The organism is Flavobacterium sp. NPDC079362 (assembly GCF_050267765.1).
Taxonomy (GTDB): domain Bacteria; phylum Bacteroidota; class Bacteroidia; order Flavobacteriales; family Flavobacteriaceae; genus Flavobacterium; species Flavobacterium azizsancarii.
On sequence record NZ_JBNNFM010000015.1, the window covers coordinates 97,000 to 120,995 of the forward strand.

Annotated in this window: 17 protein-coding genes; 8 read left to right on the top strand and 9 right to left on the bottom strand. The window is 35.0% G+C overall.

The features are described from left to right. Positions 1-203: 203 nt before the first annotated feature. The gene (locus ACQKCJ_RS14205; protein ID WP_427402255.1) at positions 204-2,882 is read right to left on the bottom strand and encodes a T9SS type A sorting domain-containing protein; all 2,679 of its coding nucleotides are present in this window, start codon (positions 2,880-2,882) and stop codon (positions 204-206) included. Between the two features lie 339 nt (positions 2,883-3,221). Next, positions 3,222-5,330, bottom strand: a complete 2,109-nt coding sequence (locus ACQKCJ_RS14210) for a M13 family metallopeptidase (protein WP_427402256.1) — start codon at positions 5,328-5,330, stop codon at positions 3,222-3,224. Positions 5,331-5,615: 285 nt separating this feature from the next. Between ACQKCJ_RS14210 and ACQKCJ_RS14215 the strand changes: the two genes are divergently transcribed. Continuing rightward, the gene (locus ACQKCJ_RS14215; protein ID WP_427402257.1) at positions 5,616-6,188 is read left to right on the top strand and encodes a Crp/Fnr family transcriptional regulator; all 573 of its coding nucleotides are present in this window, start codon (positions 5,616-5,618) and stop codon (positions 6,186-6,188) included. Between the two features lie 95 nt (positions 6,189-6,283). Continuing rightward, positions 6,284-7,381, top strand: a complete 1,098-nt coding sequence (locus tag ACQKCJ_RS14220; protein WP_271336126.1) for an SDR family oxidoreductase — start codon at positions 6,284-6,286, stop codon at positions 7,379-7,381. Positions 7,382-7,448: 67 nt separating this feature from the next. On the opposite strand, the gene ACQKCJ_RS14225 is transcribed toward ACQKCJ_RS14220, so the two are convergent. Next, positions 7,449-8,837 carry a S41 family peptidase gene (locus ACQKCJ_RS14225; protein ID WP_271336127.1) on the bottom strand — a complete coding sequence of 463 codons (1,389 nt, stop codon included), beginning with the start codon at positions 8,835-8,837 and terminating at the stop codon, positions 7,449-7,451. A 661-nt stretch (positions 8,838-9,498) separates the two neighbouring features. Here ACQKCJ_RS14225 and ACQKCJ_RS14230 point away from each other — a divergent pair. The 3 genes from ACQKCJ_RS14230 to ACQKCJ_RS14240 all read left to right on the top strand — a co-directional run bounded on the left by ACQKCJ_RS14230 (position 9,499) and on the right by ACQKCJ_RS14240 (position 13,313). Next, on the top strand, positions 9,499-10,740 hold the full coding sequence (locus tag ACQKCJ_RS14230) for a DcaP family trimeric outer membrane transporter (protein ID WP_271336128.1): 1,242 nt from the start codon (positions 9,499-9,501) through the stop codon (positions 10,738-10,740). A gap of 31 nt (positions 10,741-10,771) precedes the next feature. Continuing rightward, the gene (locus tag ACQKCJ_RS14235) at positions 10,772-11,821 is read left to right on the top strand and encodes a type II asparaginase (RefSeq protein WP_427402258.1); all 1,050 of its coding nucleotides are present in this window, start codon (positions 10,772-10,774) and stop codon (positions 11,819-11,821) included. Positions 11,822-11,978: 157 nt separating this feature from the next. Then, positions 11,979-13,313, top strand: coding sequence for an anaerobic C4-dicarboxylate transporter family protein (locus ACQKCJ_RS14240; protein WP_271336130.1), 1,335 nt, complete (start codon positions 11,979-11,981; stop codon positions 13,311-13,313). Between the two features lie 75 nt (positions 13,314-13,388). Here ACQKCJ_RS14240 and ACQKCJ_RS14245 read toward each other — a convergent pair whose 3' ends face one another. The 3 genes from ACQKCJ_RS14245 to ACQKCJ_RS14255 form a co-directional block, all read right to left on the bottom strand. Further along, complete coding sequence (locus tag ACQKCJ_RS14245; RefSeq protein WP_271336131.1) at positions 13,389-14,855, bottom strand: glycoside hydrolase family 130 protein; 1,467 nt, start codon at positions 14,853-14,855, stop codon at positions 13,389-13,391. 277 nt (positions 14,856-15,132) lie between these two features. After that, positions 15,133-15,900: a LytR/AlgR family response regulator transcription factor gene (locus ACQKCJ_RS14250; protein ID WP_271336132.1), complete on the bottom strand. Its 768-nt coding sequence runs from the start codon at positions 15,898-15,900 to the stop codon at positions 15,133-15,135. Continuing rightward, on the bottom strand, positions 15,900-16,997 hold the full coding sequence (locus ACQKCJ_RS14255; RefSeq protein WP_427402259.1) for a sensor histidine kinase: 1,098 nt from the start codon (positions 16,995-16,997) through the stop codon (positions 15,900-15,902). The genes ACQKCJ_RS14250 and ACQKCJ_RS14255 overlap by 1 nt, the downstream gene beginning before the upstream one ends. A 303-nt stretch (positions 16,998-17,300) precedes the next feature. On the opposite strand from ACQKCJ_RS14255, the gene ACQKCJ_RS14260 reads away from it, so the two are divergent. Together ACQKCJ_RS14260 and ACQKCJ_RS14265 are read left to right on the top strand one after the other, a co-directional pair. Then, entirely contained in the window at positions 17,301-18,056 is a 756-nt protein-coding gene (locus ACQKCJ_RS14260) for a hypothetical protein (RefSeq protein WP_271336134.1), read from the top strand. Positions 18,057-18,144: 88 nt separating this feature from the next. Then, positions 18,145-18,711, top strand: coding sequence for a porin family protein (locus tag ACQKCJ_RS14265; RefSeq protein ID WP_271336135.1), 567 nt, complete (start codon positions 18,145-18,147; stop codon positions 18,709-18,711). Between the two features lie 282 nt (positions 18,712-18,993). Here ACQKCJ_RS14265 and map read toward each other — a convergent pair whose 3' ends face one another. Continuing rightward, positions 18,994-19,758, bottom strand: coding sequence for a type I methionyl aminopeptidase (gene map, locus ACQKCJ_RS14270; protein WP_271336136.1), 765 nt, complete (start codon positions 19,756-19,758; stop codon positions 18,994-18,996). Positions 19,759-20,366: 608 nt separating this feature from the next. Between map and ACQKCJ_RS14275 the strand changes: the two genes are divergently transcribed. After that, on the top strand, positions 20,367-20,750 hold the full coding sequence (locus ACQKCJ_RS14275; RefSeq protein WP_271336137.1) for a GreA/GreB family elongation factor: 384 nt from the start codon (positions 20,367-20,369) through the stop codon (positions 20,748-20,750). Positions 20,751-20,831: 81 nt separating this feature from the next. On the opposite strand, the gene ACQKCJ_RS14280 is transcribed toward ACQKCJ_RS14275, so the two are convergent. Together ACQKCJ_RS14280 and ACQKCJ_RS14285 are read right to left on the bottom strand one after the other, a co-directional pair. Continuing rightward, positions 20,832-22,373 (bottom strand): hypothetical protein, encoded by a 1,542-nt coding sequence (locus tag ACQKCJ_RS14280; protein ID WP_271336138.1) that lies wholly within the window; start codon positions 22,371-22,373, stop codon positions 20,832-20,834. Between the two features lie 428 nt (positions 22,374-22,801). Next, positions 22,802-23,539, bottom strand: a complete 738-nt coding sequence (locus tag ACQKCJ_RS14285) for a hypothetical protein (protein WP_271336139.1) — start codon at positions 23,537-23,539, stop codon at positions 22,802-22,804. Positions 23,540-23,996 lie beyond the last annotated feature (457 nt).

Sequence of the window (23,996 nt, forward strand, 5' to 3'; positions counted from 1 at the left end):
ATGTTTTAATATATAAAAGCAATCAATCCTTAAATTTAAACAGATTAATTCTTACATACAAACATTTAATTCAATCATTTATTGTCTCGCCTAAAATTTATTTAAGAGTATTACGGAACTGTTGATTTTATCTGAAGTGTCAGTAATAAAAAACCTGATTTTCATTGTTCTTGAAAATCAGGTTCTTATGTCATTGTTGGAATTTATTGTTTAATGAACTTCAAATATTGTATCGTATTTCCGGTTTCGGAAACCTTTACCATATAGATTCCTTTAGGCAAGCTGTTTACAGGTACTTCTGAACTCGTCATGTCCTGAACTACAGTAGTGGTTTTTAATACTTCTTTCCCGAAAATGTTATAAACCCCAATTGCGACAGATCCATTTATAGGGTGATCAAATTTTATCCTGAAGGTTGATGATGCAGGATTCGGAAAAATATAATTGGTGATTGTATTCCAGTTACAGAACGGAATATTGAATTTTGATCCTTGCGATATGGCATACAAAGCCGCATCAGCTTTAGGCAGTTTTATATTTAGCGTTCCTTGTGTTGAACTTGTAGTGCCGGAATACAATTCTTTGACTGTATAATTTCCGGAACCTAATCCAAGCCGACTTAAACTTATCGTATTTGTAATTGCATTATCACTGTAGTTAAACACTGCTACATAGGTGACATTGTTATGCGTGGCGGAGAAAATGTTGGCTGCATTGTAACCCGTATTTCCATCAGCAGGAATAAAATGCATATCTGCACGGGCAACATTCATAACATCATTATTTTGTAAAAGGTTTTGTGATTTAGCTTTCCAGGCTCCTTCCACAGAAAAATCGTCACCGCTTGTGATAGTACCCGTTACGACGCTGCTTAGTAGTCGGGCACGATTTTCTCCTATAGAAGCGTTGCCAAAAACCACGTGATCAGCATCGAGATAATCATATATTTGGTTTTGCCACCAACCATAAGTTGTACTATTTAGTGTATAATCTGTTTCACTAATACTACTGTAAGCATCGCAGGCAACCCGACGTACATGTACAAACGGTCCTGTTGCCAGATTAGGCGATATGGCTGCCTGAACCAGCATTGTCCCATTAATCTCATCGATCAAAAACTTCATTCCTTCCTGATACGCTTCCATACCGGTATGCAGTTGATTGTTCGCAAAACCATCTGCTTCGATACTCGCATGAGTCAAAAAGTCGATTTTTACCATTTCGAATCCTGCCGCTTTAAAACGGTTTATAAAATATTTTATTCTGGACTTCGTTCCCGGACTTGTAGGATCCATGGCATAGGCGCCATCAAGTTCAAAAGGATTCCCGTTGACCTTTGTCCAACACTGATCATAATTGTAAGAGCTTCCTTCGACCTGGCGGTTGTATTTGCCCCAATCTACAAAAGGCGCCCAGTAAATACCCGCTTTAAATCCTTTGCTTTTTGCATAGGTAACGAACTGTGCCAGCTGGGCATCCGTCATATTATCCCAATACGAGTCGAGGTCAATAAATAGTGTGTTGTCTTCGGTTTTATACGCCGGGCAATCATCATGAAAGAAATCTACAACAGCATTGGCCTTAGACAGAGTAATATTAGACTGCATGGCGCCCCAGCTGTTCCATCCGATAGGTTTAGGAGCAGTCCAGTCAAAAATGTATTTAGGTTGCATGGCAGCGTTGGCTTGCGCGAATTCCTCGAAACCTGTTCGCCAGTCCTGAGTTGCATTTATCATTACTTTAGGTGAGGGGCAGCTTGTTTGTCCAACATTTACCCAACCATGATCACGGGTATCTCGGGTAACATCTTTCTTTGTCCATCCTGCAACTACCGAAACGTAGGCTGATGATGTGCCGCCGCCACTTACTGTAACGCCGGTTTTCCATTTTGTATGTTCCAGCGAGCCAATAACCAGACCTTTGCGATTGTTATTATTATAAATATTCGTCACCTCAGATGCTGTAAAATCAGCTGAGTTAAGGGGAAAGGCATTGTAGCGAATCCAGGCATCATTGTCATAAGGTACAAAAAGAGCCCTGGTGTCTCCACTGCCAAAGTTGGGTGTAACCTGATAACTCGTCAATGGAGACATTTTATAGCAGTTAGCTCCGTTTCCTGTAAGGACAACCTGTACAGCCAGATAATTTTTATTAGTATAGGTATAAAAAATTTGCTGCATACCCAATGTGTAATTTCCATTTAAAGTAAAAATATGCTTAGTTCCACTGCCAATATTATCCGTAAAAGATTCTGAGGTGTAAGTTGCCGAGGCGAAGTTACCACTCGCATATTTTTGATCGCTATAAGCATACGCTGACGCATTGGTAATTACCGTACTGCCATTGAATTTTATGTTGTACGTTTTATTGCTAAAGTTATAGACAATAGCATTATTATTACCAAAAGGCACTGTTTTTAGATTGGAAGAACCCATTGGTGTTAAAACAAATTTGTCCAGATTTGGAGCCCATGAACTCGTATTGTCCCAGAGAAGGGTAGTGGTTCCGCTGTTAAGATAAACACTTATATTTTTTGAAGCAGCAGTACTCCATCCGCCACTTGGTTCACACGGAATAGCAATGGTTGTAGCTGATCCGGCTGTTAAGCGAATAGTTCTGGGGTCGCCCGTGCAATAGAATAATTGCAGATTGTGCCAGCCTTTCGCCGTAACATTCACGTTTACCGAAACACTGCTTGTACCGCCCAAATTGCCTACTATTTTGCCTGAACAGGAATCACAGTTTTGTATATCGGCACTATTAGTGCGGACACCATTTTCGAATTCATAAGTTTGAGCAGAGCCATATATTGCGAATAACAGCAATAATGTGGTAAGGAAGATTTTAAATGATAATTTTTCTTTTGTAATTTTTTCTTGCATAATAATTCATTATAATTAGTTAAGATGCAGTACTATTCTATACTGTGCTACAATGATAAGAAAAATATTAATATAACGTTAAAAAATAATCGATTTAATTATTTTGAATCGGTTTGTTTGATTTTTGTGTTTATTATTTATGGAAATTTTGATGAAAATAAAATTATTGTTTTGTCATTTTAAATTGTGACAGGCTGTGAAATCAGTCAGAAGTAGCTTTCAAACTTTAAAACAAGACAATTTGTTGTAGCCTGACAGGTACAAGATTGTAATTTTTGATACATATTCTATCAGGTTATATTTTTAGAGTGAGGACTGTAGAGTTGAACTTTGTTATCATTACCAAATGCGTACCCGTTCCTCCGGTGACAAATAAAGTTTGTCTTCCGGTTTTATATTAAAAGCCTTGTACCAGGCATCAACATTACGAACAACACCATTTACACGATAATCTGCAGGTGCGTGATAATCCTGCGATAACGTTATACGGTATGCTTCCGGAGTGTAAAGACTCCGATTGGTTTGGGCAAAAGATAAAAAGTAGCGTTGGTCATCTGTGTAGTCATTTAAAACTGAGGGAATATTTTGATGATCGGCACGATAAAGTTGGTAAGCCTCATAAGCAACGACTACTCCGGTCAGATCGCCAATGTTTTCTCCAAGCGTTTGTTTTCCGTTAACATGAATTCCATCAGACGAAAAAGCGTTATATTGATCAACAAGTTTCGTGGTACGTTCTTCAAATGATTTTCGGGTTTGTTGAGTCCACCAGTCACGCATTATACCATTACCATCAAACTTAGAGCCTTCGTCATCAAAACAATGCCCTAATTCATGTCCGATTATTGCACCTATCGCACCAAAGTTTACTGCAGGATCAGCAAAGGGATCAAAGAATGGAGCCTGCAAAATACCAGCAGGAAATTCGATCGAATTGTATAGTTTACTGCTTGTCGCATCTACAGTTTGCGGAACCTGATACCAATTTTTACTAGTGTAAACCTTTTGCAGCATCGAGCGTTCATTCTCCCAGTTCGATTGTGCAATAAGCTGCTCATTACCAATAGGATTTTTGATATCAAATTTTAACGAGGAGTAATCGCGCCAAACTTCAGGATATCCTATTCTTACCGTCACAGCGTCTAGTTTTGCTATTGCTTCTTTTCTGCTGCTGTCGTCCAGCCAGTCCAGTTTTTGCAGTCTGATAGAAAATGCCTTTCGGATGTAATCGACCAAATCCTTAGTATTTTTCAGGTATTCAGAAGAAAAGTATTTTTCGACATAGAGCTTCCCAACGACTTGCCCCAGACGATTGTTTACGTATAAAATTGATTTTTTTTCTCTTGAAGCATCATTTGTAATTCCACTTAAAGTACCGGAATAAAAATCAAATTGATTTTTGCGGAATTGCTCGGGTAAAAGAGTAGAATGATTCACAATCCAGTGAAACGCAAGATAAGAGGACCAAATGTCTGTTGATGTATTTGCAAATAAGGCCGCCTTTGCCTTTATTGCGGAGTCGGCCTGCAAGATTATTTCACTTACATGGTCTACCTGTCTGCTGGCCAAAAAAACTTTCCAGGGAAAACCCGGAGCATAAGTAGAGAGTTCTGATGTGGGCAACAAGCGTGAATTAATCTTGCTGTCACGCATTTGTGCAGGTGTCCATTGTACTGCTGCCAACTGAGTTTCAATTTCAAGAATATCATTAGCGCGTTTTTCAGCATTAGAAATACCGGCAAGTTCAAAAGTACGTGCAATATATTCTTTATATGCCTTGCGATATCCCGGATAAAGACCATCTTGCTTTTCGTACCATTGCGGCGAGGGAAGTCCTATACCGCTATCACCCAATGCAACAAGAAATCGGCTTCTGTTATTGATATCAGGAGCTGTGTGAATAGAGATAATCGAAAAAGACTTTGGATTTGCCATCCACTTAGCAACGTCTTCGTAACTTTTTAAAGCAAGTATTTGTTCTAAATCCTGCTGAATTGTTTTAAGTCCCAGTTTTTCGATGTTGTCAGTATCGGTATACCCCAGATAAAGCGCTCCTACTTGTTTTATTGCACCTTTGCTCGTCTTGATTTTGGCTGCGCCGTCATGAATAATATAAGCTATTCTTTCGTCAATTCTATTTTTAGCTTCGCTATAATTACTAAATCCTGAAGCACCTGCCGGGATCGTTTTAGACTCCAGCCAGCCTTCGTTAACGTATTTATAAAAATCATTTCCCGGTAATACTTTCTTACTTATGAACTGAGTTTCGATTCCCCAATCTCCAAAAGTTGCTTTACCATTTGTAGCATCTGTTGTTTGGGCTTTTATAGTATAGGGATTAGAAAAAAGGAAGACAATAATACTAAATTTCCCTATCAGTTTTATAGCTGGAGTTTTTTGGAATTTAGATGCAGTAAACAATTTTAAAAATTTGGTCTTATATTTCATTTTACGATTTTTAACGCGCCAAAGCTAGCTTTCGATTTTGAATTATGATTGTATAAATGCGAATAGATTTTTTTTAATTAACTAATCTATTGTGTTGAAAGCCTGAAATTGAACTTACGACTGATGTAAAAATATTATTTAAAAGTTAATAATGTTATAACTGATTGAAAATGATAGTGATTTCAAAAGTATGAGGCAAGGTGGTATAGGCTAGTAATCACAAAAAGCTGAAAAATAAATATCTTACATTTGTTTATTATAGTAATCAATTAGACAATATCCCGTATGTACGATATACTTTTCAAACATCTTGAAGAAAAAGTGAGCTTAACTTCAGGCGAAAAAGAACTTGTAGCCAGCTTCTTTACGCCTAAAAAACTAAAAAGGAGACAATTTTTGGTTGTGGAAGGGCATGTTTGCAAATATTTAAGTTTTGTTACAAAAGGTCTTTTAAAAGCGTATAATACAGATGAAAAAGGCAATGAACACATCAATCAGTTTACGCCTGAAGGTTGGTGGACATCAGATATGAATAGTTTTTTCAGGGGAGAAATTTCATTTTACAGTATTGATGCAATGGAGGACTCAGAAGTGCTGGTGATCACCAGTGAAGATTTTGAGAACCTAACGTTGCAGGTTCCTGTCATGGACCGGTATTTCCGCTTGCTTTTTCAAAACAGCTTAATTACAAAAGAAAGAAGGTTAATAAGTTCTCATACACATACTGCCGAAGAGAAATACAAGCATATGGTAGAAAAGAATCCCGATCTGATCAGGCGTGTACCACAAAATTTACTGGCTTCTTATCTGGGACTTTCTCCTGAAACCTTAAGCCGTTTAAAAAAGAATGTAATGTAGGGACAACAATACTTGATTTAGATCAATCGAATTTCTTGTTTTAGGTCATCTTTCCGAGCGTTGTTTTAGAAGTAATTTTGATAAAAATTTAAATTATGAATACTCAAAAATTAGCTACACCTTCTACAGATGACAACATAGCCCTGGTAGTTGGAGCAACCGGAATTGCAGGAAGTAATCTTGCCTCAAAATTGATAGAAAAAGGATGGAAAGTTTATGGTCTTGCCAGAAATCCAAAAAGTGATATTGAGGGATTATCCCCAATCGCCGCTGATCTATTGGACAGTAACCCATTATCTTCAGCATTAAAAGATGTTTTTCCTACACATATATTTTTTACTACGTGGATGCGAAATGATACTGAAGAAGAAAATATCAGGGTAAATAGTGCCATGATTCGTAACTTATTACAAGTTTTATCTGCTAAAAAATGTATTAAACATGTTTCGCTGGTAACGGGCTTAAAACATTATCTGGGACCTTTTGATTCTTATGCTAAAGGAACTTTGCCGGAAACACCACTGAGAGAGGAAATGCCCCGATTGGACCTTGAAAATTTTTACTATGCTCAGGAAGACGAAGTTTATGAAGCTGCTGCATTGTACGGTTTTACCTGGAATGTACATCGCCCACATACTATTATTGGTAAAACTGTTGGCAATGCGATGAATATGGGGACTACACTCGCGGTGTATGCAAGTATTTGCAAGCGTGAAGGTTTACCCTTGATCTGGCCGGGATCTGCTGAACAATGGAACGGAATCTCAGATGTTACGGATGCTAAAATTTTGGCAGAACAGCTAATATGGGCAGCAACAACACCCGAAGCGCACAATGAGGCATTTAATATAACAAATGGAGATGTTTTTCGCTGGAAATGGTTGTGGCCACAAATAGCGCAATGGTTCGAAATTGATTTTGAAGGTTACAATGGAACCATAAGGCCGCTTGAAAGTGTATTAAATGATAAACAATCAATCTGGACAGAAATTGTGCAAGAGAATGAATTAACGGAAAAAAATCTGAATAAGTTAGCCTCTGCATGGCATACCGATCTTGATCTGGGACGTCCGTTAGAAGTTATGACAGATATGTCGAAAAGCCGAAAACTTGGATTTACAGCCTATAAAAGTACAAAAGATTCGTTTTTTGAGTTGTTTACACAATTAAGAAACGATAAAATCATACCGTAAATTTTAAATACAAAACGCTCCACAATATGGAGCGTTTCGTATTTAAAATTATAAAAAAACAAAAAAACTACTTTTCTAAAAGAAACACTTTTTCAAGCGCTTTGTCTGTAAAACCATTGCTTGAGTAAAAACTATCATAAAGAGCTGTACGTTCTTTTGGGTAATTTATTTCATAGTTGGCAGGAATACCAACGCTCTCATAACTTTTATTTTTACTATCTGAATAGACTTCATTAGACAAACTGAATTCCCAGCCGTTAGGAAGTTCTTTCCATAATAACTCTGAAAATATTCCTGCTGTCGGAGAGCCAATTCGCACGATTTCAGGATAACTTAAAGTACCCAGTGTAAAGATTTCTGCTGCACTGGCCGTATTATGACTTGTTAGTACATATACTTTTTTACGGTAAGGATTTTGTGCAGGAACTAAATTGTAGTGCTGACTGGCGGAGAAACCCAGACGAGTTTTTGCCTTTACTGAAAGTATGGTTTTGTTGTCCGAAACAAAATGACCTAACAGTTTAAGCGCAACAGTTTCATATCCACCGCCATTAAATCTAAGATCAATCACCACCGATTCTGTATTTTTTAAATCATCAAGAATAATCTTCATTATTTTTTCGACACCATTAAGTTCATCTTCAAACATTTTCAAGGGAACTTTAGTTGTGCTAATTGTTTCGTATTTTTTGATAAAGTCTTTAGAATTTTGTTCTGAAGCAGGAACATAATCTGCAAAATTATTCATGTCGTTAATGATTATATATCCTGTCTTACTACTCTTCAAAAATCCCCATTGTATAACTCCATCATTATAGGATTTCATATTCTCAGCATATTTTTGCTGTAAATCTGCAATGACTTCTTTCTTGGATTTTGAAGGTTTGGTAACGGTCTGGGTAACTTTTGGATTTAAGGCTTTCGGGATTTCAAGACGAATATGTCCGTCATTCATCTCCTGGACAATTTCGCGAAGTATTGCAGCAAACTTCTGTTCTGTTTCAACTTTTTCAACTTTTGGCAAATAGTCTTTGTAAACCTGTTGCCATTTGATATTTCTCTCTTTAAAAAAGGCATAATTGTCATTGAAAGTAAGCCAGAAAATTTTAAAGTTTTTTTCGAAAGAAGGGTCTTTTACTGCAGTTTCTGTACAAAGAGCAGGCAGTTTATTAATACGTCTAAAACGATAATCTACAATGCCGCCCGGATTTAGTACCAACAAGCTGTCTGTTGCAGAAACAACGGAAAATCTACCGGCAAAATTTCCTTCAACAAATGCTTTGCAGTTTGCATTGTCGATATTATAATAAGCATAATCGGCATCTTTTATGGTCAGGGTACGATCGTAACCTTCTTGCAGCCAGAAACTATTTTGTACAACATTGATTTGCTGTGAAAATCCGGAAACTCCGCATAATAAAGTAGAAATAGCTAAAATTCTTTTGAAATAGGACATAGATTCTTTTTTGATTATTAGATGATTACTATTTTATTAAAATCACAAGAAAAACGAAAGAGTAATATCATCGTGATTTGAAAAAAGTAATTGAATATTCTTTTTTAAAGAGACATAAAATAAAAGAAGATGTTACAGTAAAGAAAAATTTAGCTTCAATTATAGACAAGTTTCAAAAACAACTTTAAATGATTGGATTATTTAAATGTTTAATTTTAACTCAATTTTTTTAATAAAAATGAATTATTTGAAATTTAACTAGGGATAAATTATATAGTACGCAATTATTTGAGAATAAACAAATGATATTTTGTAAGATTTTGCGGTATTTTTTTTATATTTGTGTAATCAGTGATTTTATAAAATAAATTCTAATACTAGAAATTATATGAATAAGATATCATTTTATCGGCAGTTTTCATTAGTCTTCGCTAATCGTTTAGTAATGGAAATAAAATTCATTCCTTTTGAATGTATTAAATCTTCGGTCAGCATTCGTATTAGATTCTTCGTACCGCGTGACATCTACACTTCTACGATTCTAATAATTTAATCTTTATAAGCTTCATACTGCGTCATATTCTGAATTTGCAGTGACGTTATAATTACCATCAATTTCAGTAAGCTGTCATTTAATCTATTTCTTCAATTTTTATTGATTATGAAACAAAACAAAATTTTACTGTTGATCATTTTTTGTTCCTGCATCTTATTATCCAATACTGTTAATGCGCAATTAATGGCGGTTGAATCTAAAGATACGCTGAATGGAAAACCAAAAGTTACAGCAAGACTTATAGGCAGGCTTAAACTAAATGGTATTTACGATATTAAGGGAAGTCTGAATGGTAATAGTTCTTTTCTTATTCATAAAAACGATGTTTCCGGTCTTGATATACCTGCTTTTAGTATGGATATGAGACAATCGCAATTGCGTTTTGTAAGCACTATACAATTAAGTAACGGTAAAGAATTAAAATCAATGTTAGAAGCTGATTTTGAGGGTGCAAACAATACTTCTCAGTTTAGGCTTCGTCACGCCTGGATTCAGTACGATCATTGGATGATTGGTCAGAACTGGTCAAATTTTGGGGATTATTCATTATGGCCGGCATCATTATTAGACTGGGATGGACCTACGGGAATGGTACTTTCCAGAAGGATTCAGGTTCGATATACAGCAAATTTCAGGAAAAATGGTCATACTTCTTTTGAACTTTCGGCAGAGTACATGGAACCGCGACGTTTGTATGATTATACTTTGAGCCCAGGTTATGGGGTTGATTATGCACCTTCAAGGGCGCCTGATGCTGTAGCAGGGATACGATATACTTTTGATAATGCTGGATTTATGAAACTTGCGGGACTTTATCGCAGTGTAGCTTATGATTCGCAGGATATTGCCACAGGAGAAACTGATTTTGATTTTGCTTCTAAAAACGGTGGTGGGGTTACCGCTATTACTAGTATATTTTTTAGAAAAAAATCAGGTTTAGTAAATAATCTACAAGCACAATGGACGATTGGTAAGGGGATAAGTGACTACTTTCTAGCCGTAGGAGGTTCGGGTCTGGATGGTTTCGCAAAATCTGATTTTTCAGGAAAACTGAATCTTCTGCCGGTACATGCGGGATTTATTTCTTATCAGAAATATTGGAATACAAAGTTTCACTCAATGATAATGACATCTTATAATCATTTTTATGAAGGAGCAGGTACTCAGGCGGGTTGGGATCAAATGACCAACTACCAATTTACACTTAATGCCTCTTATGATTTCTTTGATTATCTCACGATAGGGCTGGAGCCGCAAATTGGCTACAAAGAACTGCAGTATGATAATGGCAGCACGCAGGGAGCGAATGCTGTCCGGATCAATTTTGGAATACTTTTTAATTTCTAATAACAGGATTAACTTTATAAATATTGAAAAAATGAAAAAATTACTACTTGTATTTTTGTTGTGTATTGCAACATCTCTGGTTTTTGCCCAACAAAAGCCAAGAATTATAATTCTTGCAACGGGCGGAACTATTGCCGGCGAAGGAAAATCTTCGGATAGAGCGGGATACACAGCTGGTAAAATTCCTGTGTCAGATCTTATAGGCAGTATCCCAAGCGTAAATGCTATTGCAGATATTAGCGGGGAACAAATATCATCTGTAGGCAGTCAGGATATGAGTCTTGAAATTTGGAAAAAACTAGCTGTACGTATTAATGAAATATTTAGTAAAAATGAGGCCGATGGTGTTGTTATAACTCATGGTACAGATACTCAGGAAGAAAGTGCTTATTTTCTTGATTTGGTTTTACCGCATGAATTGCCTGTAGTAATTACAGGTTCTATGCGCCCTGCAACAGCTATTAGTGCAGATGGGCCTAAAAATCTTTTTGATGCCATTACGGTTGCTGCTGATCCTAAAAGTAAAGGACGTGGCGTATTAGTATCTTTTAATGAATCTATTTATGATTCGAGAGAAGTTACCAAAACGAGCACTACAAAAGTAAATGCTTTTAAGTCTCCGGATTCTGGCCCGCTTGGTGAGGTATATGACGGACGTGTGGTATATTATAAATCATCAGTGAGAGAAATTGCTAAAGAAGGACCTTTTGGGGTAAATGCAAGTACAAAATTGCCTAAAGTAGAAATCGTTTATATGTATGCTGATGCATCTCCTGCTTATATTGATTATCTGGTGAAACAAAAAGTTGACGGTATTGTAATTGCTGGTGTTGGCAACGGAAATTTTTCGAAAGCTTTTACTGAAGCTATAAAAAAAGCCACTAAAGCGAATATTGCAGTATGTCGTGCGAGTCGTTGTATCGAAGGCAGAGTGGTGCTGGATGGCGAAACGAATGACAATGAATTAGGAACTGTAGTTTCAGACAATCTAAGTCCGCAGAAAGCAAGAATATTACTGATGCTTGGGCTTACCAAAACAAAAAATCAAAAAGAGATACAAGATTATTTCTTCCGTTTTTAATCATTTAATAAATAACAGTGGAGTAAATATTGTAAACAAAATGACTTTTCTGAATACAGGCCAAAGAGGTTTTAAGTACAATTGGCAGTAGTACAGCATCAGCAACTTTACTTATTTAGCCTATAAAAAAAGCGTATTAATCCTAAATTATCACTTCATGATACTATTACAGTTTGCAATACTTATGGCAATGATCCTTATTGGGTCGCGACTTAAAGGAATAGGTTTGGGGGTTATGGGAATGGTAGGGTTGCTTATTTTTGTTTTGTTTTTTCATATGCGTCCGGCAGAGCCGCCTATAGCAGTACTACTTATTATTTTAGCCATTGTTACCACAGCCGCTACATTACAGGCTGCAGGCGGTTTGGATTATTTGGTGAGCATTGCCGAAAAAATTATTCGTCGCAATCCTAAGTATATCACATTTATAGCGCCTTTTACGGTTTATTTTTTATGTTTATTTGCGGGTACGGCACACATTGTATATTCGCTGCTTCCTATCATTGCCGAAGTATCTGCCAAGAAACGAATACGACCGGAACGACCGTTGAGCATATCTGTTATTGCATCTCATATGGCGCTTACAGGAAGTCCTATGAGCGCAGCAACAGCATCATTGGCTGCGATACTTGCTTATTCTACAGCTGTTGTAGATATAATGAAAATATGTATTCCTGCTTGTTTGATAGGAATAATTGCCGGTGTAATTTCTGTATGGAAGAAAGGCAGGGAGCTTGATGAAGATCCGGGATTTATCGAAAAAATGAAGGATCCTGAATTTGCAGAAAGTATAGACAAAACATCAGAATCAAACAGGGAATTAAAACCCGGGGCCAAAACGGCTGTTTTTATTTTTGCAGGCGCCATATTACTAATTATATTCTTTGGCGGTTTTCCGCAATTTCTTCCAAATGTTGGTCCAGGCGCGGCAGGATTTGCAGTAGGAGCAGATGGCGCAATTAATCTTACGGCATTAATAATAATAATCACACTTTCAGCTTCGGCATTGATAATGATTATAACAAAAACATCTGCTGTATTAGTATCAAAAATGAGCTTGTTTACCTCAATGGCTACCGCAATTGTATCCGTGCTTGGTGTCGTATGGATGAGTGCTACTTTTATGGGCGCGAATGAAGCTTTGATAGAAAGTACTTTCAGGGATATTACATCAGAGTATCCTTTTACTTTTACCTTTGCATTAGTTATTATGGGCGCATTGACTTTTAGTCAGGCCGCTACTACGAGGATCATGATGCCAATAGGATTGTCTTTGGGAATTGGACAGCCACATCTTATCGCAATGTTTCCTGCTGTTAATTCAGATTTTATTTTACCGGGTTATCCTACTTTGGTTGCTGCCATGGACTTTGATCGTACAGGTACAACCCGTATTGGCAAATATGTAGTGAATCATAGTTTCATGATTCCCGGTATTGTTACTGTTGCTGTTACAATTGCTTCAGGTTTTTTTCTAAGTATGTTTTTATAATATCAATTAATAATTTTTTTTCCTGAATTGAACTGTAAATTTCAGGAGAACAAATTATTATTGTTTGTGATTTAATTACTTGCTTTTTTTCAAAGCATCGATAAGATCCACCATATCGACTATAGCATAAGTAGAGGAATAATCAGATACGGCATAAGGTAATATCAAGCTGTTATTATGAATAATGGCACCACAGGAATAGACCACATTAGGCACATAACCTTCTCGTTCATCTTCCAGCGGTGAAAGCAACGGTTCTTCAAGTCTTCCAATTTCTTTAGACGGATCGTCAAGATCAAACAATGATGCGCCAATACAATAACGTCTCATTGTACCCACACCATGAGTAATAACAAGCCATCCTTCTGTGGTCCATAGTGGAGATCCGCAGTTTCCTATTTGTGTAAACTCCCAGGTATAACGTGGTTCTTGCAGAAGAATTGGCGTATTCCATTGGGTAACTCTGTCAGAGTACATAATATAATTGTTTACGCCATCTATTCTGGCAAGCATTGCATATTTGCCTTTTATTTTTCGGGGAAACAAAGCAAGATTTTTATTTTGTGCCCCAATACCATGTAGTGGCATGACTCTAAAGGTGTAAAAATCTTCGGTAGAAATAAGTTTGGGTAATATTGTATGACCATTATAAGCCGTATAGGTCGCCATAACACGAGACGAATTATCATCATCTGTAAAACGTACAAAACGGGCATCTTCGATACCACGGCTTTCAGAGTCTGATATCGGAAATATAACACGTTCTGTAATATCAGAATCATGTTTGAATTGCAGGTCATAAAACGAATCGGCTAACCAGATGATTTCTTCGAGCGCTGTTCTTCTTTCCTGACGAATCGATGGATCGCTTAGGGTTGTATTGACCATACTTTTTAATACTGCAAACTCAAATTCATCGGGCAGATCCTGCATGATTTGCGCGATGTATTTATCCTGAGTATGCATTTCAGACAATTTCAATAGAAATCGCTCTTTATTAAATAAGGTTTTATGCTCAATCTCGGCCTTATCAATGTTATGACCAATTTTCATTACCTGAAGGTTATTGTCTTTGTCAAGAATCCCTCTTCTAAAAACAATTGATGAGATATGACCTTCTCCGGTTGCGCGAAACGAAATTATAACGCGTTTTTCTCCCAATTCTAAACCAGACTGATCAAAATCTTCTATAATAGAGGGATTAAAAATTGCAGCAGATTCTATTGCATATTCCATTGTACAATAAGAACCAATCAGCATTTTTCGATCCAGAGAAATGGCTTCATAATCTATTTGCATTCCTTCTATTACGGGTCTTATTTTTTCGCAGTGTCTAAAAAATATAGCCGAAATATTTCGATGGCGTCTCGCAAACTCGCGTAGAGTTTGTTCCAGTGTTTCTAATACCTGCTTTTCATCAAGCATCATTATTCGGGCAACCATTTGTTGGGTTCGCTCATCACCATTTATAAAATATCGGGCAACAACTCTTTTGGAATCTGGGGTAAATTTTATATTTTTTCGGATGACCGGTACTCGCATAATAAGTATATTTTTTATGTGTTAGAAAAAGTTACTTCAGGAATTTTATGTTATGTTCTTTTTAGAAAAACGCACATTATTACCTGTTTAGTGTAGGATTAAGGTTGTATTTTAATACTAATTCTATACAAGTTAGTGATTTTTGTTAACGAAAAAAAAACTTTTTATTTTTAGTTGCTCAAATAATTACTTGCTTTAAATCACTAAATACCAACGATACCGGTCTTTTAATTGTATTTTGATGTAGACTATGACAAGAATTATAATACAATATTTGTCAGTAATCTAACCATAATTTAAAAGCAGGAGCTTTTGTTCTGCTCACAATAATATCTTCTTCTTTATTATGTTTTATTTTGAGTTTTAATTTACCATTAAAAAAATTATGTAGATTTTCTATCGAATTTACATGTATAATATACTGGCGATTTGCCCTGAAGAAATTTTTCGGGTCTAGTTCCTGTTCCAGCGTCTCTAAGGTTTGTGATACGACAACTTCTTCATTGTTAAACAGTTTTGCATAATTAATATTCATATTCGAATAAAAATAAGCGACATCTTCTGTATTAATTTTTCTGTAACCATCGCGATAAGGAATCAAAAAGCGTTTTCGATATTCTTTTGGCTGTATATAAGCAAGAAGCTCTTCTATTTGTGGTTGTTGGCCCGCAGGTTTCTTTGAGGAATTTTCGAATTTGATTATAGCAGTTTCAAGTTCTTCTTTTTCAATAGGTTTAAGGAGATAATCTATGCTGTTGTACTTAAATGCTTTAATGGCGTATTCATCATAAGCTGTAGTGAATATAACAGGACAAGTTACTTCAGCGAGATTAAAAATCTCAAAGCATAAACCATCTGCCAACTGTACATCCATCAGGATCAGGTCCGGACATTTATTTTCAGACAACCAGGATACTGTCTTTTTTACGCTTGGCAAAACATCAAGAATTTCTGTTTCAGGTCTTATTTTGAGAATCAAACGTTTTATTCTTTCTGAGTTTAATTTTTCGTCCTCGAGGATCAGTATTTTTTTTATTGTATTCATTATATAAGGGGTACTTTTACAGTGAAAGTTTGATCGTTCTCTTCTACTGATACTTTCCTGTCACTTAATAAAGCATAGCGACTGATAATGTTTTTGAGTCCAATTCCTGTAGAAGGTGCTTTTTTTATACGTGGCAAAAGGTTATTAGATATTACTAACTCATCATTCTCATTAGAAAAGACATGAATAATCAACGGATTTTCTTCTTCTGTGCGGTTATGTTTTAAAGCATTTTCGATAAAAAGCTGAAGTGTAATAGGAGGGATCGACATATTAAGTTTCGATTTATCAATATCAATCAGGAAAGTACATCCGTCACCAATTCGGTTTTTTATTAGAAAGAGATATGCATCCAGAAATTGGAGTTCTTCGTGTAGTTGTACCAGTTGTTTTTTTGAATTTACCAATAGATAACGGTATACTTTTGCGAAGTTTTCTGTAAAATCATATCCTAATTGTTGGTCTTTTAGGATCAATTCAGAAAGGACACTCAGATTATTGAAAACAAAATGAGGATCAAGCTGTAATTTAAGGGATTGCAATTCAATTTCGGCGGCTAACTGCTTATTTTCGGCAGCATTTACTTTGTATTCAGCAGCTTTTATGGTGGCATTTTTCCAGTTTCTTAATAAAAAATCACCTGTATTCAAGGCACTTATCATCAAGGACCAAAGGATGATCGAAATCATTGTATATAAGGCTTGTCGAAGCCCTACGTTCGCATGTGGTGTGACTGAAGGTTTTCCTAATAGATAATATATTACAGCCAGACTAATAATAATAAATAAGGCACCTAAGATTTGAAAAATTATTTGAATCAATAAACGTCTTAGAGGATGTATCATCCATGATATTTTTTTTTCCAGGATTCTGTCGATAAAAAGACTTAACATCAATATGGTGACACAAAAAAAGAGATTCGCCAATATATCTATAATGATATTTTGATGTGGCATATTTATGTAAGCATTCCAGTATGAAGAAGGATATATGATAAATATACTGGCATAAGAGCCTATAAAGACAAACGTAATTAATAATAGCGTTTTTAGTTTACTCTTTTTTACCTGAACAGTTATTTCTTCGGGACGATTCACAAGATTTGTTTTTTATTGGATACCAAGTATTGGTTCTATTTCTTTTTGAGGGTACAAATAAAAGAATTTTGAAGCAGTTTTAATTAAAATTGGGTAAGTTTTATAAAATCTAATTTTTATTTATTTCTATGTGAACGTGCTATTTATAAGGGGTTTTAGTAAAAACAGCCAATGCAAATTCAGTTCAATACCTCAAATTGACAATTCACCATACAGATTCGTCGCTTCACTGAATAATTTCTCTGCAAAAGAGATGTTAACAATAATTTTGCGCCATAATAATAACAAATACTATATCTAAAAATGGAAAAAACAAAAGTAATGGCACGGACAGATTTTAATAATTCGAAAACAAATAATGAAGCACAGAATAGAACAAATACATTGATTCTTTTCTTTTTGGTGCTATTTACAGCTACTGTTTCTGCACAGAAATCGAAGGTAATGGATGCTTTTTTTAAATACGGAATCGATTCTGGTATTCTTAATCCTGAAAAAACTAAAAGACCGGATAACTATGCATTCGATTTTAAGCAAACTATAATAACCAGCGCAAGTGAGGCGGTTACAATTGCTAAATTCGACCCTGCTAATTCAGGAGCAGAACGCTGGACGGTTGTTTCAGTAGACGGAAAAAATCCTTCTAAATCTGCCGTAAATACTTTTAGAAAGAACCAGAGTAAAGAGTCTCCAGCTTTGAAGGCAGAGGATGCAAGTTTTAGAATAGAAAAGGAGACTGCAGATCAACTTGTTATTAGTTACAAACTCGATCCTTCGTCACTTAATAAGGAAAATGGTTTTATAAAAGATTGCCGATTTTATATGACAATTAATGTTAAATCTAAAAAAATGGATCAAATACAAACGCTTAACGAGAAACCGGTAAAAGTGGCTATTCTTACCGCTGATAAGTTTGATCTTGTTGTAAAATACAAATGGGATGATCAGGCAAAACAATACCTTCCTGTGCATGAAAAACTTACAATGGAAGCTAAATTTATTGGGCAGGCTGCCAATGTAGAAACGATTACTGAATATTCTAATTATACTAAAAAATAATCACTGACTTCTTGCAAAGTAGTGGGTTACTAAAACCCGCTGTTTGCATAAAAAAAGAATATTTAGTTTAAAATTAAAAATTAAAAACATGAAAAAAATAATTGTTATAGCAGCGCTATGTATGTCTGTGTTTGGTTATAGTCAGGTACATATTGGGGCAAAAGCAGGGGTTAATATGAATAAACTTGATGGTGAAAATTTTAATAGTAATTTCGAATTGGGTTATCAGTTGGGTGGTTTCGCATATGTGAACTTTAGTGATTTTTTAGGTGTTCAGGGAGAAGTGTTGTTCAATCAGACTAATACTAAAATTGCTGACAGCTATAAAGATATTTTTGATAATGCTTTCAAAAAAAATAAAACCCTGAATTATGTAAGTGTGCCAGTATTGCTTCGTTTGAACAGTGAGGGATTGATTACAGTTGTTGCAGGGCCGCAGTTCAGTTTTTTAACCAGTGGAAACCAGAGTGTTCTTGAGAATGGTAAAAAATTGTTCAAAAAGACTGATTTTGCTTTTGTGGCTGGTACCGAAGTTAATTTAAGACCGGTGACACTTTATGCGAGATATGTTTGGGGATTCTCTGATGTGACTGATTTTGGATCGAAGGCTAACAGTCATCAAATTCAGGCAGGACTAGGTCTTCGTTTGTTTTAGTAGCGGTAATGAACAGCTGTAAAATAATAAAAGGATTGCTTATTACCCTGGTGATCCTGATTTTATCTCTTTGTATGCTGATTGGCAGAGGACTTCATTTTGTTCTGAAAATGAGAACGACATTAAACGAGAATATAACTTGTCTGGTTTTATACTAAGAATGATACTTTAATAGTGTAATGTTTTGGATTTTTTATAAGTTGCCAAAAAGCAAAACCTCCGGAATCTTTTGATACCGGAGGTTTTCTCATTCTTAAAAGTAAGCGTTTTTATATCATTTGCTTAATTCCATATTTCATTCATTTCTGTTAATATGATGGGTTTGCCATCAGTAACAACAATAGTATGCTCATGTTGCGCCATATAACCACCCTTGTTACCCACCATTGTCCAGCCGTCTTGCAAGGTTTCTGCAATTGTAGAAGTAGTTGAAATAAAGGTTTCAATCGCTACTACAGAGTTCTTTTTGAATCTTGTCTGATTGAATTTATCTCTGTAATTCGCTATTTCATGTGGTGCTTCGTGAAGACTTTTTCCAATACCGTGACCTGTTAAGTTTTTAATGACTTTGTAACCTCTTTTTTTAGCTTCGGTTTCAATTAGATAACCAATGTCAGAAATACGAACACCGCCTTTAATATTATGTATTGCTTTATGCAAAATTTGTTTCGAAGCCTCAATAAGTTTTTGGTGTTGGTTCACATCAGTTCCAATAACAAATGATCCGCCGTTGTCTGACCAAAATCCATCCAGCTCTGCCGAAACGTCAATATTAATTAAATCACCTTCTTTTAGTATTCTTTTGTCTGATGGTATGCCGTGACAAAATTCATTATTGACACTTATGCAAGTCCATCCCGGAAAACCATAAGTTAAATAAGGAGCCGATTTTGCGCCTAAATCATTCAGGATTTGTCCGCCAAAGTCGTCTAATTCCTTTGTGGTCATACCAGCCTTGGCAAAGTTTCTCATTTCTTTTAAAGTAAAGGCAACAGCTTCGCTAGCCTTTTTCATTCCAATTAATTCGGATTCAGTTGTGATAGACATTTTTCTTTTTTCTTTAAATTAAAGTTTTATATTTTTTAGTCTGACCGCTAACGAACTTCCCACAGCCTTATGAAGTTGCCGGAATTTGGCAACTAAGAAGTATTTAGAGTGACGGAACGAAGTTATGAAATATTTTTTTTATGGATAAACTGACTGGATATTTATTTATAAATCTTGAAAAAACGATACCGTGATTTGATAATCAGTACTAATAAAATACGTTCAGTGAACTCAATTAGTTCTAAATGTTTCACTTAAATTTTTTAGTGTTTTTTCTTTCAAATAAAAGGGTTAACTTGCAGAAAATTAAATGCATTTATAATAATGACTATTTCAAATTTTTATTTAACTAATAATCACTTGATGCGCCTTATAGGCACGTTGTTATATTTGCATGACGATACTTTCTTAAAAAGTTCGAAAGAGTTTATTAATTAAGCCCTGTCAAAACTCTGGACAGGGATTCTTTTTATTCAGGCAGCTCATTTATTTAATCTTCAATTTTCATTTAGGATTAGGATATCATTGAATTTACCATACACATGAGCTATAAAATGTTCAATGATGAGTTTATATCATACCTATGAAAACGGAGCAAACAGAAAGTTATGTCACAGTCACAAAATATTATTTTAACAACAGGAATATACGATTTAATTAAAGATCACGTAAGAAGAAAAAAAGTAACAGTTGAAGAAGAAGTATTATTGCTTCATGAACTTAAAAAAGCCACACAGGTACTAAGAAGAGATTTACCGGAAGATATCGTTTCTGTAAATAGAAGAGTAACTTATAAAGATTGTGCAACCAATGAAGAAAAAACAGTTGTGTTTGTAGGTCCTGAAAAAAACAAAGTAAGTAAAAACAGAATTTCTATACTTTCTGATGAAGGTATAGCGATGGTAGGATATAAAGAAGGTAATGTTGTAGAATGGCCTGCTAAAAAAGGAAATCTAAAACTGGAAATCTTAAAAGTAGAAGAAGTTGCATAACGAGCTTCTTTAAATTATAAAAAAACATCCCATAAAGAATTTTTCTTTATGGGATGTTTTTTTATAATTTAAGCGAAAGGATTAATTATCACAGAAAGATCCTATTTGTTTTAAATGTCTTTCGGTCTGGTATTTATTAAAGTTGTCCCATTGTGGAGGAGAACTTGTTTTTTGTCCGTACATAGCATCCAGACAAACATTGTTGTCTTTGTATTTGTCATGTAATACAGCTAATATTTTAAAGAAGAATTGATCTAACATTACGATAGCTTCAAATTCAGATTTAAGAGTACTGTAATTACTGTCTGATGGATTTAGTATTTGCAGTAACTCTAAAACTTCATTCTTTTCGTCTTCCTCTATTTCAGTTAGATAACCCATTTTTAAAGTTTTAAAAACAAGATTATTCCAGGCTTTGCTGTCATGTCCCCATTGAACATCAGGGAGATTTAAAGAGTGCTCACAGATTAAAATAATAGAAAAAAGAACATCATTCAGGTATTCTGCCGGAAACTCATCAAAGCTTCTGAATTCAAAACCGCTTTGGTACATTTTTTCCTGGTTAAAATCAAGACCTACTTCTGATAACATTTCATATTCCATGTCAGCTTCAATCTGATCGCGCCACCAAATGTTTTCCTCTTTTTCGAATTTCAGCAATTTTCTAAATTCATCTACATTATAGGTAAGGATCTTACCTTTTGGCATTGCTTTATTATAAGTTCCAACGCCTATGTAGCGGGACATGGCATTTCGCATTGAACCTAAAGTAAATTTTTTGTCTAAAGTGAATTTATCACTAATAACACCCATAATATCAGGGCTGCCAAGAGTAGCTATAAAAAAAGGCTCAAACCATTGCAATAAATAGATGGCATTGGCATGTGTTTTTTCAAAATCATTATAATCAACAATTCTGCTGTCTTCAGTTAGAGAAGGCAAAGTAATGTGAAAATGGTACGTTCCGTTGTTAAACAAAACCAGGTTTTCCTGATTGGTCATAAACATGTTAAGACCATTATTGTAATCCGGAAAATTTAATTTTTCGTTTAGAACTGAAGATTCATTGATTTTATCAAGGAATAATTTTTTGGTCGCTTTTAGTTCTTTACAAGAATCAGCTATTGTTCTGTTTTCAAAATATTTGGTTACAAATTCGATAGAATCCCCATCAAAATGTACAGAACCCATTGTTTTGTTTCTTTGGGTAATCATACTTTGAATGTTGTAGGGCTGATCCTCAAGGAAAAGTTCCATTATCGATTTTCCAAGATATTCAGGATTTTCAAGCGGTTGTGCAGTTACTTCACCATTTTCTGTATCAATCAATGGTTTTATTGGTGATAATGTCTTGTGCTGATAGTTGATGTCCAGTTTTTCAAGTGAGTGACTGTTCATCATTCGGCTTACTTTATAGTTTTCCGTCAAGCCAAAAGCTTTTTTCAAAACAGGCGCTAAGCTTTCTGGTTTGTAACATTTTCTATAGTCAATACTGTATTTTTCAAAACCAATCTTTTCTTGTATAAATTCACCAGAGACTATTAAGGGATCTTCAAATTGTAAGTAAGTTTCGTTTTCTAATCCTATTCCCCAATAATACTTTTTTGTCTGATTGTCTTTCATTTATACTAATTTTCTTTTTATGGTTTATTAAAATATTTAAAGCTTGTTTTTTATTCGGATGTAATTCCAGTGTGTTAAAATAGGAGACAGGAAGCCTCATAACGGATTAAGCATATTTTGCCTCCATTATAAAAGTTCTTGTTTACTTTTAAAAATATAGGAATTTATATTTTAGGAATTTTGCACTTGTATCGACTAGAAGACCAATTAAGTAGTAAAATTTTATAATGAAGTTATAAAATCACTATCGCTATTAATCGCTTTTGCATCAATAATTTAAGCAAGGGAATAGCTAAATCACAACTTTTGCTATTCTTGTTTTTTCCAAGTTGCAAAAGTAATTCTTTTTTATGTTATTTCCAAGTACTTAATGTATTGGAAATCAATAATAATTTTGAAGACTGAACAATCGGCGTTGTTGTTTTTATTTATTCGTGGTAATAGAGCACGTAGGAGGAATATAACTCATCATTCCACCAATCTTTTCTCACTTCTGCAAAGTAATTATAATTTAACTTTCCTGCTTGTGACTGTAGTGGATATACTACAATGTCATTTTCACGATACGCTTTATGTGTATCAGTTTCGGGAACAACAGGAACAATATGTCCGGAAAGCCCTTTTTCTTTTCTTTTGGCACAAATTATTCCAATTCCGCCATTAGCATTTACTTTATTCTGCATTTCGTCAACAGAAAACATTCTTTTCCATCCAAAACTTGCTCCCCATTCTAAAAACCAATCGTGTAGTGCGCTGGAATAAATGCGATCAACAGTTTGTTCGAAAATAACTTCTACTTCCTGTCCCTGCAAAACTTTTTCCAGAGATTCCGGTGTCCACCAAACTGTTGGCAGATATACTTTAGAGAAATAGCAATAATCATAAGAGTATACATTGCAGTAGGTATCTTCTACAGTTCTTTGGTATCTCAGATTATTTTCAACATCCAATTTATCAATAAGTCGCCCAATGCTTTCTTTTTTACTCGCAACATTTGTCAAATCCCTAAAAGGAATACTGGAATCCATAAGAGGTTTTTCTTTCATTTCCATAGAATCCAAACGGGATTCGGGATCCGGTAATAAATCTACTTTCGTTATTTGACTATTCGGTATTGGATTATCTTCCAGAGGTAACGATGCTACTGATAGGGTATGTTTTTCCATTTTGACTGCTTAAAATTAATTGGCCTAACGCTATAGTAACTGATTATTCGTACAACGTAATTCTATTAACCAAAACGTAAATATATTTTAAACTTTCGAAAGAGCTATAGAAAAAGAGAAAATTTAGAGAAAATTTACAATTAGTTGCGTTGTTAATTGATCATGTTTAGTCGTTGTAGGCAATGTTATTGAATTAAAAAATAACTAATAGGGAGAAAAAAAACACAAAGATTATCCTCTCGACGAAGAGATCTTCGTAAGAGAATTTAATCTTTGTTGAGTTTCGCGTGTGATCTCTCCCTCTGGTCGAGATGACAAGATTGCGGCGACTTATTGAAGCGTAAATCTTTGTCAAAGTTTTGAACCAAGAGTGTAAGGAACTTTTGTAAAAAACTATTATTTTTATTTTCTGTATGTCAATAAATATCAGAAAATGCAAATCAGAACAGAAGTAAAA

Bases quoted from the DNA above. Each gene is read 5' to 3' on its own strand.
- map (WP_271336136.1), bottom strand. From the start codon at position 19,758: ATGTCTATCACAACTGAATCCGAATTAATTGGAATGAAAAAGGCTAGC.
- ACQKCJ_RS14285 (WP_271336139.1), bottom strand. From the start codon at position 23,539: ATGGAAAAACATACCCTATCAGTAGCATCGTTACCTCTGGAAGATAAT.
- ACQKCJ_RS14235 (WP_427402258.1), top strand. From the start codon at position 10,772: ATGAAAAAATTACTACTTGTATTTTTGTTGTGTATTGCAACATCTCTG.
- ACQKCJ_RS14250 (WP_271336132.1), bottom strand. From the start codon at position 15,900: ATGAATACAATAAAAAAAATACTGATCCTCGAGGACGAAAAATTAAAC.
- ACQKCJ_RS14220 (WP_271336126.1), top strand. From the start codon at position 6,284: ATGAATACTCAAAAATTAGCTACACCTTCTACAGATGACAACATAGCC.
- ACQKCJ_RS14230 (WP_271336128.1), top strand. From the start codon at position 9,499: ATGAAACAAAACAAAATTTTACTGTTGATCATTTTTTGTTCCTGCATC.
- ACQKCJ_RS14280 (WP_271336138.1), bottom strand. From the start codon at position 22,373: ATGAAAGACAATCAGACAAAAAAGTATTATTGGGGAATAGGATTAGAA.
- ACQKCJ_RS14265 (WP_271336135.1), top strand. From the start codon at position 18,145: ATGAAAAAAATAATTGTTATAGCAGCGCTATGTATGTCTGTGTTTGGT.
- ACQKCJ_RS14245 (WP_271336131.1), bottom strand. From the start codon at position 14,855: ATGCGAGTACCGGTCATCCGAAAAAATATAAAATTTACCCCAGATTCC.
- ACQKCJ_RS14225 (WP_271336127.1), bottom strand. From the start codon at position 8,837: ATGTCCTATTTCAAAAGAATTTTAGCTATTTCTACTTTATTATGCGGA.
- ACQKCJ_RS14215 (WP_427402257.1), top strand. From the start codon at position 5,616: ATGTACGATATACTTTTCAAACATCTTGAAGAAAAAGTGAGCTTAACT.
- ACQKCJ_RS14260 (WP_271336134.1), top strand. From the start codon at position 17,301: ATGGAAAAAACAAAAGTAATGGCACGGACAGATTTTAATAATTCGAAA.
- ACQKCJ_RS14210 (WP_427402256.1), bottom strand. From the start codon at position 5,330: ATGAAATATAAGACCAAATTTTTAAAATTGTTTACTGCATCTAAATTC.
- ACQKCJ_RS14205 (WP_427402255.1), bottom strand. From the start codon at position 2,882: ATGCAAGAAAAAATTACAAAAGAAAAATTATCATTTAAAATCTTCCTT.
- ACQKCJ_RS14275 (WP_271336137.1), top strand. From the start codon at position 20,367: ATGTCACAGTCACAAAATATTATTTTAACAACAGGAATATACGATTTA.
- ACQKCJ_RS14240 (WP_271336130.1), top strand. From the start codon at position 11,979: ATGATACTATTACAGTTTGCAATACTTATGGCAATGATCCTTATTGGG.